Below are 14,230 nucleotides of genomic sequence, written 5' to 3' on the forward strand. Positions count from 1 at the left end.
CCGTCTATGCCTCCTTTATTAGCTTGCTAATTGCTGAGTCAATCTCTGATCTGATTTCATCAAATCTTAATTTGTTCTCTTCGCTAATTAGTTTTAATCTTGAAATTGATTCGTTAACATCAAGACCTTCTAGTTGTTTAATCTCAACGCCCTTTGACAAGGCTTCTAGGCACTTATCATAGTTATATAAAATTAGACCTAGCATCTTATCTTGTTTGCCTAGTGAGCAGTAGGTATCCACATCGTGGAAGGCGTTTTGTTGGAGGTAATCCTCTCTGATTGACTTAGTAACATTTAATTTTAACTTATCATCATCAGATAGGGCGTCACGTCCAACAAGCCTTACTACTTCCAGGAGTCCTGATTCTTGTTGCAAGAGACTCATGGCGCGTTTTCTCATAGTTGAGAATTCTTCGTCAACATTTTCGTCTATAAACTTATCCATCTTGTCTTGGTAGAGAGAATAAGATGATAACCAGTTAATAGCTGGGAAGTGTCTTTGGTAGGACAAATCGTAATCGAGTCCCCAGAAGACCTTAACAATACGTAGGGTTGCCTGGGTTACTGGCTCTGACATATCTCCACCTGGAGGAGATACGGCTCCTATTACTGAAAGGGTACCGATGTCATCTCTTTTACCTAAAACCCTGACCTTGCCGGCTCTTTCGTAGAAATCAGCAACACGGCTGGCAAGATAAGCAGGATATCCTTCATCACCTGGCATCTCTTCCAAACGACCACTCATCTCACGGAGGGCTTCTGCCCATCTTGATGTAGAATCAGCCATCATGGCTACGTTATAGCCCATATCCCTGTAGTATTCTGCAAGAGTAATACCTGTATAAATTGACGCTTCCCTGGCAGCTACTGGCATGTTTGATGTATTTGCAATTAGCACTGTACGTTTCATGATTGATTCGCCAGTTTTTGGGTCAACAAGTTCTGGGAATTCATTTAGTACGTCAGTCATCTCATTACCACGCTCGCCACAACCAACGTAAATTACGATATCAGCATCAGCAAATTTTGCTATCTGGTGTTGGACAACGGTCTTACCTGAACCAAATGGGCCTGGAATTGCAGCAGTACCACCCTTAGCAACAGGGAAGAAGGTGTCTATTACCCTTTGACCAGTGATTAATGGTTCGTTAGGGTCTATTTTTTCCTTGATTGGTCTTCCCTTCCTAACTGGCCAATATTGGATCATGTTTAATTCTTTATCACCGTCTTTGGTTTCAATAACTGCAATAGTATCAGCTACTGTAAATTCACCAGTTTTTATATCTTTAAGTTTTCCTTCTACTCCGTAAGGCACCATAATCTTGTGGGTAATAACTGTAGTTTCTTCTACAGTTCCTAGGATATCCCCTGCAACTACTTCGTCACCTATATTTGCTACCGGCTCAAAATCCCATAGCTTTTCCCTATCTAAGGCTGGTGCTGTAACTCCTTTTTCTAGGAAATTTCCTGCAAGCATTTCAAGTTTTTCCAGTGGTCTTTGGATACCATCGTACATTCTCTCGAGCATACCAGGTCCAAGCTCTACTGACAAAGGTCTACCTGTTGACCTAACTTCATCACCAGGGCCTATACCAGTTGTCTCTTCGTAAACTTGGATACTTGCGACATCTCCCCTCATCTCTATTATTTCACCGATGAGCTTATCTTTTGATACCTCAACCACGTCATAGATATTAGCATCGGTTAGACCCTCTGCCTCTATAAGTGGTCCAGATACTTTAGTAATTTTACCTATATTCAAATTAAGCTCCTTTAATTTAGAATGTTAGCTCCAACTGCCTTTTCAACCGAACGGTTGATGTCGGCAAGGCCAATACCAAGTGATCCCTTGTTAGATGGGATTAGGATAATGGCTGGAGTCATAGATTCTCTGTATTTATCTATAGTTTCGCTGACAAGCTCTGCCATGGCTTCAGTGATAAAAATCACTCCGTAGCCTTCGCCAGCTAGCTTATCTATTAGTTTACTTGCGTCTTTGTCGTCAATGGCTGTAAAGGCGTCAATTCCAATTGCCTTGAAGGCTAAAATCGAATCCTTATCGCCAATTACTCCTATTTTATACATAAGTTTCTCTTAACCTTTCCCTAGTAAAGTCTTTTGGAAGTGAATTTAACTTAGAGATAAAGATTATCCTTAGGTTTTTGATTTCTTGCTCCTTGGCAATTAAAAATCCTAACAAAACTTCTGGGCCATAGGTCATGGCTTTTGCTTTTTTGGCAAAGTCCATAAAGTGATCATCGATGGCCTTTTCAAGGTCAAGAAGATTTTCCTTGTCATTTTTATCCCTATCCAAACTTTTTTTGAGGTAGGAATTCACCTTAAGGCTTGAAGTCTTGGATACAATCTCGTTTTCGTCCATGCTTATCATAGCAAGAACATCATTTTTATCGAGGTTGCCTCCTTCGATTAGGGCATTTTTCAAATGATCAAAGTCAAGTTTTTGTCCCCTAATCCTTAGGAGAGTCTTGATATTGGCAAGGTCGATTGCTTCCTTTGTATAAGTAAGCAAACTTTCTATTCCAGTCGCCTCTGCAAGATCAAGCTCCCTTTCATAATAGGACTTATCAAGGGATATGTCTATCATGGCAGGGTTTTCGCTTTGCCTATAAGCATTAAGAGCTTTTTGGGCATAGGCAAGATAGATTTCCCTATCTTCCTTTTTGCCAATAGAACCAACAGAAACATCCCCATCTGTAGCCTTTAAAAGTTCCCTTTTGATGAAGGCTGTATCCACATTTGCCATAGGCGAATAGATTTTGGAATAATCTTCTTCTTGGATAAGTTCTTTTACCAAAAGTTTTAGGTTATGGAAATTATATTTTTCGATTAGGTACTGGCTGATATTTTTATCAGGAGTCACATCAGCTATTTTCCCATAGACCTTAACTAATTCCTTATTTAGGATTTTCTCATACTCCTCATCCCTGTCAAGCTCTCCTATTGCGCTGGCATAGGATGAATCATTTAGAGCATTTAACACTTCGCTTAAACTTTCATAGTCATTTAGTCTTTCAAGGTCACGGGCCTTAAGCAGATCATCTTCGTAAATCCTTGTGGAAGTAGAAGCTGCTATGAAGTTTTCTCTTTTCATATTTCTTCCTTAGTAAAAAGTGCGTCAGATATTATTTTTTTAATTTCATCTCTTTCGTATTCTATGATTGATGAAAAAGAATTATCATAGGTGACATTGCCATCTTTTATGATAAAGCCATCATTTGTGGTTTCACTTGCCAGCCTAAGTCCCTTTAGGTCGCTAGAATCAAAGGCAAAATCTTCTCCACCTCTAAGGATAATTTCTGCACTTGAATCTGGGAAGCCCTCGAGTCTATTTAAGACAAATTTCTTATAGGTTGGACCATCCAAATTTTTAAGCTCAGCTAAAACTTTATCAATCACTTGGTCTATTAGCTCATTTTTGGCTTTTATTTTTATATCACGACCCCTACGAGATGAAGAGAGTTCTTCGTTAGTAAGGGTAGTGGCAGCTTCTTTTTCTGCCTTATCCATAATGATTTTTACTTCTTCGCTAGCCTTACTCTTGGCTTGGTCAGTGATTTCTTTCGCTTCGGCTCTCGCCTGATCTAATATCTGATTTTTTTCTTCTTCTGCTTTATTTTTTATAGATTCTAATATTAAATCAAGATTATTCATAATCTTATCCTAATATTACGCTCTTAAAACAAGGAGTAGGGAAATAACTAGGGCTAGAATTGCGTAAAGCTCAACCATTACTGCGTAAACAACGCCCTTGATAAATTCGTCTTCCTTCTTAGCTAGGATATTAATACCTGCTACTGCTACCTTTGCCTGAGCGATTGCTGATGTATAACCTGCTATAGCTATTGGTAAAGAAGCCATAAAGAAATATAGGCCCTTTGCAAAGTCAACATTTCCATCAAGTCTTAGCATAATAAAGAAAGCTATTACGAAACCGTAAAGACCTTGGGTACCTGGCAATAATTGAAGTACTAATGCCTTACCAAATTTTTCTGGTTGTTCTACTGTAAGTGCTGCAGCAGCCTCACCTGCCATACCTGTTCCCCTAGCTGATCCTGAGCCTGGTAAAAATGTAGCCATTGCCATTCCAAGTACTGCTAGTATAATTCCGCCATTTTCAATAAAAAAGTTACTCATTATTTCCTCCTTTTATTAATGATAATCTTTTTAGTATCTTCTAACATTTCTCTAAATTTAATTCCACCACCCTCGTAGAACTTGTTAAACATCTCTACATAAATAAGTCTTAGGCCGTGGACATAAGCTGATAAGTAGGATAGGAACATATTAAATATTTGAAAAATTACAAAAATTAATATGCCACCAAGGATGCCAACAATACCTGCACCTCCTACCATTTTAACAATTACATTTACTGCATAAGCTACAAAGCCACCTGATAAAACAAGGGCCATAAGTCTTAGGAAGGATACAAAATCTCCTATCCAAGATGTAAGTCCATACACATTATAAAAACCAGAACCAAGTCTACCACCGATTGTTTTTGCATCTCTTCCTGAAAATAGGAGGATACCAACCATACCGGCTGCCATCACATAAAGGCCGATTTTTGACTTGCTATAAACATAATAACCTATTCCACCAAGGAACATATAAGTAAATAGCGAATCGTAAACGGCATCTAGTGGTCTGTTGTTTTTAAGATTAATAATTATGGTCATACCCACACTTACCATCAAGGCAACTGTACCAATGGCAAAGCTCATGCCAATGAGGGTGTAAACATCTTTTTGGGTATCTACCCAGCCAAAAGGAACTTCGATTATGCCACCAAAGACTGAACCGAAAAGTATTCCAAAGAAACAAGCTGAAAGTGAAATAGCAAAAAATAGCTTGACCATCTTCTCGCTTGACTTTGTAAGATCTTTCATCTTAAGCATGGCAACAGTTCCAATCACTCCCAGAAGTCCATAGCCCAAGTCACCAATCATAAACCCAGTAAAGATAGTATAAAATATTGCCACAAGCAAGGATGGGTCTATTTCGTTGTATTTTGGTAGGGCATAGGTTTCAACTACCGACTCAAAAGGTTCAACTATCGAATTATTCTCAAGGATAATTGGCACGTCTGGATCATCAAGGTCGGCTTTTCTTATATCAAGCATAAACTCTTCGCCAAGAACACTTGTAAGGTCCTCCTTAAAAGCATCCACCATATCAGCAGGCACGAAGCCTTCTATGACATCCATAGACTCAGTTTTTAAGAAATACTCGGCGCTTGCTTCCTTTTTTCTTTCGTTTTCAAGGAAAGATTCGTAGAGGTAGAAGTCATCCATGTACTTAAAAAATCCTGCAATTTCCTCTTCAAGTTTAGTGATATCGTTTTTATATTTATACGAATCAGCTTTTAGTTTTTCAAGCTCATCGCCTACTGGGCCACTTGCTTTTACCCTTATCCTGGTAAAACCAAACTCCCTTAGGATCTCTTTAAATTCTTCTTTTTCATCTAGGGAAGAAATTCCAACTATGTAGCTAACCTTATCTTTTTCGCTTAGCCTATAGACTAGAGATTTTTCCAAATGTTTTTCTACAAGCTCTTTTCTTAGGTCATCGTAAAATTGACTTGAAATCGAGCCAGTTTCTACCAAGACCCTTGTCGAATTGTAGAGGTCATTTATATCTAGGTTTATGTCCTTCCATGGAAATAAATCGTCGATTTTAGAATCATTCGCCTGTTTTTTATCAACCAGGCCTTCCCTTTCTTTAACTAATTTAATTAACTTATCATAAATAAGGTCAAAATCAAAATTCTCAGAATCCCTATAGACATTTTCTATATCTAATCTCTTAAGCTCGTTTGGGCTTTCTTCTTTGGAATATTTTTTGACAGTCTCAACAGCGTATTTAAGCTTATCCTGCCTATCTTCCAAAGACTTAAGGGCAACTGAATTTTCAACCTCTTTTAGGTAAGATTCATTTTCTTCTAATTTAAGGTCATTAAAATGCACATAGTTAAAATTTTGAAGAATATCAAGCAGGCTAGATCGCTTATTGTAAAAACTAAGCAAGCTAAACTTATTCATCTTAACTATTGCCATTATTTACTATCCTTTCTACAAGCAAGTCTACAGTCTTTTTAATGTCGCCTAAATCTCTTTTTTTGATTTCCTCTGCAACTTCACTCGCTTTTTCTAACACCGGTTTGCTTTCTTCAAGGGCCTTAAGCTTAGCTTCCTCTACTAGTTTTTTTGCCTTTACCTTAGCTCGATCAATCTCTTCTTTGTAGGACTCATCTGCTTTGATCTTAGCTTCTTCTACTAGCTTTCGGGCTTTTTCTTTGGCCAAATCAAGTTCTTTTGCAGCCGACTCTTCGGCTAATTTGACTTGATTCAAAATGTCATCAGTCATAATTCACCCCCTAGTTAATTAAATTATATCATATTTTTACCCAATTCGGGTATAGTCTAGACAAAATAAGACTTATATTTTATAATTTAGAGGAAAATTTATGAAAAAATACTTGCTGATACTCATAATTATGTTATTTTTGCCAGGGTGTGAAAAAGAAAATAAGGCAAATACCGAAATTTATCCCCTAGCAAAAATTGATAAATTCAAACAAGATGATAGCCTTTATACTGGCGAAAAACTAATAACCTACCCAACATCAATTAAAGAAACAAATGAAACCTATTCGAAAAAAGATTTGGATAACTTAGACTATGACAAGGAAGTAAGGCTAAATGATATATTTTTTAGAATTCCTTCTAAGTGCGAGATTTTCAAAAAAGAAGACAGCTATTTTATTGATTTTCCCCTAGACTCATCCTACAATATCTTAATTAGCTTCAAAAAGCTCGATGCGACTTATGACCTTATCGACCTTTCTAACGTTCTAATTAAGGAGGAAAATCTAGCAGCAAAAATCATATCCCAACCTGTCAGAAATAAGTTTACAGACTTGGATAGCGCTTATTTTATAAGCAGGGACGATGAGTACACCTACACCCACTTTTTTATAAAAAGCGCCAACTCCACCCTATATTTTACAATCAAGGAAAACGGAACAAGGGCTGGTGGGAAAATTATGTCCGACATCTTAATGACTTCCTATGTGACCGGCAACGACCCATTTGAAGTCAGAAAAACCTTTGAAGACTTTAAGGACAGCCTATCAATTTTTGCCACAAGCGATGTAGATTTTGCTGACCTATCCCTAAAAATCCCAGAAAATTTTCTCCTAAAACAAGAGGGCGATGGTTTTAAATATTTCTTGGCCAAGGAAGATAATGAAGTCCTAGGAGAAATCATCATGAAAGAAGATAGGCTCGATGGTAGTCTTTATGATGCATACAGCCTAAATTCTGGAGATATAATCTACCCAACCCAGCTGATAAATATGGGTGAAGTTTCACTTAATAATGGTATTTTGGAAGGAGAAATCAGACTTTATTCAAGAGAAAACACCCTCACAGGAAAAAAATTTGTATTAAAGAAGAAAAATTACCTTACAATAATAGTTGTGGGTCCCCTTGCCAATAAGTCCCTGGCCATTTCTATGGCAGAGTCAATTAAGGAATCTATAAAAAAATAATGTTTCGTGTGAAACATTATTTCATGAGAAATACAATTTTGATTTTTTCAAAAAATAAACAGAGCGAAAAATCGCTCTGTCTTTTATAGGTCGTCTTCGATTATAGATGATTTAGAATAGGCAGTTACTTTTGCTTCGAAGAAGTCAGTCTTAACTCTATTTGGATCTGAATATTCATCTACCCATTTCATTGATTGTGGAATCTCGGTGTAACCTTCAAATAGTGGGTCAAATCCTAGGCCCTTAGCACGAAGGTTGCCAAGATATTTGATGTAGTCTTCAATCATGGTTGTAGATAGTCCTGCAATATTATCGCCGATAGCGTATTTGCCCCATTCGATTTCCTGGCGTACGCCTTCTTTTAGCATATCTCTATAAACAATTGTTGCCTCTGGTGTGAAAAGATCTGGTCTTTCCTTCTTTAGGTCGTTAATTAGGGACCTAAAAAGCCAAAGGTGGGTATTCTCATCCCTGTTGATGTATCTGATTTCTTGGACAGTTCCTGGCATCTTGCCATTTCTTCCTAGATTGTAGAAGAAGGAAAAGCCTGAATAGAAGTAGATTCCCTCAAGTATATAATTTGCTATAAGTGCTCTCACAAATTTAAACTCATTATCATCAACCAAAAATTCGTTGTATTGTTCACCAATAAACTCATTACGTCTTAGAAGGTGATCATCTTCCTTCCAAAGGTACAAAATTCTTGTCCTCTCCTCAGGTGAGCAGATGGTATCAAGAATGTATGAATAAGACTGAGAATGGATTGACTCCTGGTAGGTCTGAATTGAAAGACAAAGGTTAATCTCATTTGCAGTCACATAAGTTTGTAGGTTTGGCAAGTTGGCTGTCTGGATAGAATCAAGATAGGTTAAAAATGACAAAATCCTATCAAAAGCTCTCTTTTCGTGTTGGTCAAGCTTCCTATAATCTTTGATATCTTGGTTGAGGTTTATCTCCTCTGGAATCCAAAAATTATTCATAGCCTGCCTGTACCAATCGGATGTCCAGGTATATTTTAAATTGTTAAAATCATTAAGGTTTGTTGTGTTACCTTGAATAATCTTTCTCTTAGCAAGATCAATATCGCCATTTTCATTGAAAATGCCACGCTTCTCGACTTCTTTCTTTTTACTTTCTTCCATTTCTACCTCCTAAGAAATAATATTCAACACAATAGATGAAACTATTGAAAGTACAATAGATGCAAAAATCAAACTAAATAAATGGGAGTCAATATAGGCCCCATCAACAAATTTAAAAGCCAAATACAAGACAAAAGCAGAAATCACAAGGTGAAATAAACCCAAGGTCAAAAAGCTAATAGGAAAGGCAAAAAACCTAAGAATAGGCTCAACAACCCTCTGAAGCAGAGTCAAAACAATAGCTGTAATAATAAGCGCCGAAGTCTTATCAAAAGAAATATGGCTAATAAACTTACTCATCAAAAATAATGAAATAGCATTTGCTATAAATAAAATCAACAAAATAAACTCCTTTTCTTCATCCAAGATGAATTGTTCTTATAATATTATTATACCAGATTATTATTTTCTTATCCGAGATAAGTTATCTTTTTTTCTTCTTATCCGAGATAAGTTATCTTTTTTTTCTTATCCGAGATAAGTTATCTATTTTATATGTGATGATTTTATTTACAATTGAATCTTCGTTCAAAGGGGGAAACCCTAGGGAACGTTTCGCACGTTCCCTCATCGGTTTCCCCCTTACACCCCCATTCCGTTACACCCTCCGGGCGACCCCTCTCGGGGGACAAGGAGTTTGCCTTCGGCAAACGTGTTGGTATGGAGGAGCCCTTGTTTAAGTTGAACTAGCTTCTAACTTTTTTTGACATTCAGTCGGCTAAAATTTGATAACTCGCATACGCTCAAACAATCAAATTTTTTTACGCCGACTTCATTTACAAAAATTCTTGGTCTTAGGTTTTTAAGCTCTTCGTTTGAAAATAAACATTAATTTAGCAAAGTTTGGCAAAAGCCAAACGAGACCAAGTCCTGTATGTACCTCGAGACCAATTCTCCCTTTTATTGGGCAAAGATTTCTAATCAAGGGTTGCGTAAAGAAAATCGCTTGTTTGAGCGTGAGCGAGTTTGCGATTTTTAGCAACCTGAAGATTAGAAATCTGTGGGGAAATACGTAATCTTATACAATGACGTTCTCTCTACAAAAAAAAGCTTGCCGAAAAGGCAAGCTTCCTTACCCGCACTCCGCTAAGGAGCCGCTCGGGGGTGTAGCGGAAAGGGGGCCTGGGGGAACCCAGTGAGGGACCCTGCGGAAGGTCCCTTGGGGTTCCCCCAGATACGGAGCAGTCATGTTAATGACTGAGAAAATATAATAGATGTAGTCAATCTCGGATTGAAAAAAAGAGGGCTTTTGGGAGCCCTCCCAAAAATTTATTTATATTGTATAAATCCTATGCGGAGCAAGTATCACACTCTTCCACTTCAAGCGATTTGCCTCTCACATAGTAAATGCTCTTTACTCCACTTTCCCAAGCTGTTAGGTAAACATTTAAAATTTGTCTCATGGTGTATTCTGTGGTGATGTAGATGTTTACTGATTGGGCTTGGTCTAGGTGACGTTGTCTGATTCCTGCCATACGCATTGAGATGTTTTGATCTATGTCGTGGGCGTTTTCGTAGAGCCAGAAGGTTTTTGTTGTTAGTCCTGGTGCCACTCTTGGGACTATGGCTCCCTTCTTTTCTTCTAGGAAGTAGCGGCTCATGATTGGATCTACTCCTGCTGATGTGCCTGAGATTATGGATGTTGATCCTGTTGGGGCTATTGCCATTAAATATCCATTTCTAAGTCCGTATTTTTTAACATCTTCCGCAAGCTTCTCCCATCTTTCTGAAGTGTAGTCTCTGTCAGTGAAGTATGCTCCGCTTTGCCAGTCGCTGCCTTCAAAGACCTTGTAAGACCCCTTGTCTTTGGCGATTTCCACACTTTCCTTGATGGCGTAATAATTTATGTCTTCATAAACCCTATCTACAAGTTCTGCATGGGCTTTTTCGTCTGACCATCTGATGTCATTTTTAACTAGCATGTGGTGGTAGCCACTGGTGCCAAGGCCAATTGCCCTATATTTTTTGTTGGTTACTTCCGCATATGGGGTTGGATAATAGTTTAGGTCAATTACGTTATCTAAGGCCCTTACAACTGTTCTTACAGTTTCTTCAAGCTCTTTAGGATTGTTTACATCAAGCTTGCCAAGGGTGAGGCTGGCTAGGTTACATTCTACAAAATCTCCCGGTTTGGTTTTGTTAACTATAACCACATCCCCATCTTCTGTGACTATTTCTGTAGAAACAGTTTCTGATGGGCTCATATTTTGCGCAATCTCAGTACAAAGGTTTGATGAATAAATTATTCCCTTGTGCTTGTTTGGATTATATTTATTTACCAAGTCCCTATTGAAAATAAATGGTGTGCCAGTTTCTGACCAAGACTTGATTAAGAGTCTTACCATGTCCTTGATCGGCATGATCCTTCTTGAAATTTCCTTATCATCGACTAATTTTTTGTAAAATTCTTCAAATTCTTCCCCGTAGGTATCTTCTATGGCCCTGCCATATTTTTTCTCTACCTCATGTGGGTCGAACATGTACCAATCGCCTTCCATATTATTTTTGACTTGTTTCCAGAAAAGATCTGGCACGCATACTCCTGGGAAGACATCGTGGGCCTTCATCCTGTCATCGCCGTTATTTGTCCTTAGGCCCAAAAACTCTGGCATATCCTTATGCCAAATATCAAGATAAACAGCCACAGCTCCCTGGCGCACACCAAGTTGATCAACAGCTACAGCAGTGTCATTAGCAAGTCTAATCCAACGGATAACCCCACCTGCAACTCCTTCAAAGCCACGAATATCAGAGCCATTTGCCCTTACCTTGCCAAAATAAAGTCCCATTCCACCACCGTGTTTGGAAACTTCAGCAAAATTAGTAATGGACCTATAGATTCCCTTTAGGGTGTCAGGAACTGTTTCTATAAAGCATGATGAAAGCTGGTTAAAAGGCTTTCTGGCATTGGTCATAGTTGGGGTTGCCATGGTTGCCTTTAAGGTTGATAAAATATCATAAAGTCTCTTGGCAAAGCTAACCTTGTCTTCTTCTGGAATAGCAAGATGCATGGCAATTCCCATAAACATCTCTTGAACTTTCTCTAAAAGACGGCCATCATAGCTTGTAATTAGGTATCTTTTTCTAATTAAGTCTAGGCCTGAATAAGTGAAAATATCATCCCTATCATAGTCCAGGTGTTTTTCTAGCTCATCAATTTCAGCTGAAGAATAATTTTCTAAAATATAGGATCCATATAGACCTTTTTCAGTCAAAAACCTTATCTTTGACTTGAAATCATAGATATCATATCGTTCTTCCTCTTGTCTAATTTCTAAATTTATCTTATAGGCTAAAAATCTCGCTGCAATTATTTCCCAATCCGGAGCTTCCTTGCTAGTTAGCTCGCTTGCCGCACGAATGACTGCGTCAAGCACTTCCTTATCGTTCATTTCTGGCTTAGTGAAAGATTCAAATTTAAAATAAAGTGATTCTATTGGATACCTTTGACTATCAAACTCCCTTTGCACCTTAGAAATGATCTCCATTAGATCCTTATCACTTACATATTTAGTAAAGTCGGATATTACCTTCCTGTCCATGTTATGCTTGGCGCGGTAGAGGATAAAGGACTTAACTTCCCTATAATAATTTTCATCAATAAGACTTAATTCAACTAAGTCTTGGACTTCCTCAACCGTAACTACGTGGTCAACAGGGAATTTTTCCTCGATAGTTCCTACAATTTTTTGGGCGATGTATTCAAGTTTTTCGTCAGTTATCGTAGAATCCACTGACTTAAAGGCTTTGAATATAGCTCTTTTAATTTTTTCTAATTCAAAGTCAACTTTTGACCCGTCTCTTTTAATTATCTTCATTCATAACTCCAAATTAACTACTATATATAGTGGTATTTTATCAAAATCTACATCTATCATACCTTATATAGGGGCTGGTATGCAATCGAGCCAAAAAAGAGCACAAAGACCTTTAAAGCTTATCTTTGTGCTATTGCTTGTAATTTTTCTTCTTTTTTAAAAGTTTATTTGTTGACAAAAACAAATTTATCTAAATTTCTTCTGTGTATAGGGCCTTAAAGGCATCTTCTTTTACAACAGATGTATCAGTGAAAAGATCGATAAAACTTTGTTTTTTTGGAGTAACTAGGGCTAGGGCATAGAGAAAAATAAACTTGTTTTGAATATATCTTCCAGCTATTTCCCTTATTAAAATTTGACTTGTTGATAAATTTCCTCCACCAACAGATACCACCCTGAGTCCTGTAATAATTTTCCCAAGGCTTTGGCCCCTGGTTATTAAAGATAGGATTGTAAAGTAGGCTAGGCTAACAATGGTGTAGATGACATCGGCAAGCACTAGGCCCAGTACTTTAGCCTCTGGATCTATTGGAAAAATGAACTTACCTATGCTAAAGATGGCAGATATGACCATCATATCTATCAGGTAAGCCAAAAATCTTAGGCCGAATGATGAGTAGGCATATGCAAAATCTCTTTCTTCGAAAACTTTTTTATCTTCCATAGACTCCTCCGTAGATATACATAGGAGCTTGCCTATTTTCTTCCATTAATTCCTTGAGGATGGCGAGGTCTGATGAAGATTTTTTCAAATCACTAACCTTTTGGAAAAGTTGTCTAAGCGATATGTTTGCATAAGAACTTTCCACAACTTGTGGGTCGTTTAACTTATTTTCCTTGATCATATCAGCTATTGCCATGTCAATATCGCCTATCTTATCTACAAGACCATTTTTCACAGCTTGGGCTCCATCATAAACCCTACCATCGGCGAGTTTTCTGACGTCTTTTTCACTCATATGTCTGCCTTCTGATACGATTTTTACAAAACGACCAAAGGCTGAATCTACTAGAGCTTGGAGGTAGGCTTTTTCTTCAGCATTTAAGTCCCTGCCCATAGTGCCTGTATCTTTCATCTTGCCTGAAACTACGTTTTGTTCCTTGATTCCATATTTTTCAAAGAGTCCTTGGAAGGAACGACCACCCATGATTACACCGATAGAACCAGTGAGGGTTTCATTTGAAGCGTAAATCCTATCTGTTGGAGCAGATATATAGTAACCACCAGATGCAGCCATTTCTTCCATAACAGAATAAACTGGAATCTTCTTTGCTTTTAGGCTTTTGATTTCCTTGGCAATTTTTTCTGACACATAAACAGATCCGCCTGGGGAATTTACTGTAAGGATAACGCCCTTGGTTGTTGGATCTTTCGCTGCATCCTTAAGCTCGCTTATGACAAATTCACTATTCTCGTCACCTTGGATTACACCTTCTAGAGAAATTTTTCTGATTTTTTCGGCAGAGTTTGTTCCTTGGATGACTTCCTGGTCAAAAAGTGTAGACTTGCCCCAATCTCTAAGGTAAGCCAAGCCCTTTGCCTCTTTTTCTTCACTAGCATCTTTCATAAACATAGAAGCAACAAGAACAAGAACTGCAAGACCTACTGCTATCCATCTTTTTGCATTGTTTTTCATAATATCTCCTTAATTTTAATTTTCACTCCTCCATTATACCCCAAAATAAATCAAGACTTA

The 14,230-nt window shown here is 37.8% G+C and carries 13 protein-coding genes; 1 reads left to right on the forward strand and 12 read right to left on the reverse strand.

Annotated elements, in window-relative coordinates; translation table 11 throughout:
- Positions 1-4 precede the first annotated feature (4 nt).
- From HMPREF0072_RS02220 to HMPREF0072_RS02250, 7 genes are read right to left on the reverse strand one after another with little or no spacing between them, the layout of a single operon-like run.
- Positions 5-1,762, reverse strand: coding sequence for a V-type ATP synthase subunit A (locus HMPREF0072_RS02220; protein ID WP_004827179.1), 1,758 nt, complete (start codon positions 1,760-1,762; stop codon positions 5-7).
- 11 nt (positions 1,763-1,773) lie between these two features.
- Complete coding sequence (locus HMPREF0072_RS02225) at positions 1,774-2,085, reverse strand: V-type ATP synthase subunit F (RefSeq protein WP_004827180.1); 312 nt, start codon at positions 2,083-2,085, stop codon at positions 1,774-1,776.
- Positions 2,078-3,112 carry a V-type ATPase subunit gene (locus HMPREF0072_RS02230; protein ID WP_004827181.1) on the reverse strand — a complete coding sequence of 345 codons (1,035 nt, stop codon included), beginning with the start codon at positions 3,110-3,112 and terminating at the stop codon, positions 2,078-2,080. Before HMPREF0072_RS02230 ends, HMPREF0072_RS02225 begins: the two co-directional genes overlap by 8 nt.
- The gene (locus tag HMPREF0072_RS02235; RefSeq protein WP_004827182.1) at positions 3,109-3,672 is read right to left on the reverse strand and encodes a V-type ATP synthase subunit E; all 564 of its coding nucleotides are present in this window, start codon (positions 3,670-3,672) and stop codon (positions 3,109-3,111) included. The genes HMPREF0072_RS02230 and HMPREF0072_RS02235 overlap by 4 nt, the downstream gene beginning before the upstream one ends.
- 15 nt (positions 3,673-3,687) lie before the next feature.
- The gene (locus HMPREF0072_RS02240) at positions 3,688-4,155 is read right to left on the reverse strand and encodes a V-type ATP synthase subunit K (protein WP_004827183.1); all 468 of its coding nucleotides are present in this window, start codon (positions 4,153-4,155) and stop codon (positions 3,688-3,690) included.
- Positions 4,155-6,077, reverse strand: coding sequence for a V-type ATP synthase subunit I (locus HMPREF0072_RS02245; RefSeq protein ID WP_004827184.1), 1,923 nt, complete (start codon positions 6,075-6,077; stop codon positions 4,155-4,157). The genes HMPREF0072_RS02240 and HMPREF0072_RS02245 overlap by 1 nt, the downstream gene beginning before the upstream one ends.
- Complete coding sequence (locus HMPREF0072_RS02250; RefSeq protein WP_004827185.1) at positions 6,064-6,387, reverse strand: hypothetical protein; 324 nt, start codon at positions 6,385-6,387, stop codon at positions 6,064-6,066. Before HMPREF0072_RS02250 ends, HMPREF0072_RS02245 begins: the two co-directional genes overlap by 14 nt.
- Before the next feature lie 100 nt (positions 6,388-6,487).
- Here HMPREF0072_RS02250 and HMPREF0072_RS02255 point away from each other — a divergent pair, with 100 nt between their 5' ends.
- Complete coding sequence (locus HMPREF0072_RS02255) at positions 6,488-7,573, forward strand: hypothetical protein (RefSeq protein WP_004827186.1); 1,086 nt, start codon at positions 6,488-6,490, stop codon at positions 7,571-7,573.
- Positions 7,574-7,656: 83 nt separating this feature from the next.
- Here HMPREF0072_RS02255 and HMPREF0072_RS02260 read toward each other — a convergent pair whose 3' ends face one another.
- From HMPREF0072_RS02260 to sppA, 5 genes are all read right to left on the reverse strand, one after another.
- Positions 7,657-8,715, reverse strand: a complete 1,059-nt coding sequence (locus HMPREF0072_RS02260; RefSeq protein WP_004827187.1) for a ribonucleotide-diphosphate reductase subunit beta — start codon at positions 8,713-8,715, stop codon at positions 7,657-7,659.
- A gap of 9 nt (positions 8,716-8,724) precedes the next feature.
- Entirely contained in the window at positions 8,725-9,057 is a 333-nt protein-coding gene (locus HMPREF0072_RS02265) for a phage holin family protein (RefSeq protein ID WP_231549493.1), read from the reverse strand.
- A gap of 947 nt (positions 9,058-10,004) precedes the next feature.
- On the reverse strand, positions 10,005-12,533 hold the full coding sequence (locus HMPREF0072_RS02270) for a ribonucleoside-diphosphate reductase subunit alpha (RefSeq protein ID WP_004827189.1): 2,529 nt from the start codon (positions 12,531-12,533) through the stop codon (positions 10,005-10,007).
- A gap of 190 nt (positions 12,534-12,723) precedes the next feature.
- Complete coding sequence (locus HMPREF0072_RS02275) at positions 12,724-13,197, reverse strand: RDD family protein (protein ID WP_004827190.1); 474 nt, start codon at positions 13,195-13,197, stop codon at positions 12,724-12,726.
- Positions 13,187-14,170 carry a signal peptide peptidase SppA gene (gene sppA / locus HMPREF0072_RS02280; RefSeq protein WP_004827191.1) on the reverse strand — a complete coding sequence of 328 codons (984 nt, stop codon included), beginning with the start codon at positions 14,168-14,170 and terminating at the stop codon, positions 13,187-13,189. The genes HMPREF0072_RS02275 and sppA overlap by 11 nt, the downstream gene beginning before the upstream one ends.
- Between the last annotated feature and the right edge of the window lie 60 nt (positions 14,171-14,230).

It is taken from the genome of Anaerococcus lactolyticus ATCC 51172 (assembly GCF_000156575.1).
Classification (GTDB): Bacteria; Bacillota; Clostridia; order Tissierellales; family Peptoniphilaceae; genus Anaerococcus; species Anaerococcus lactolyticus.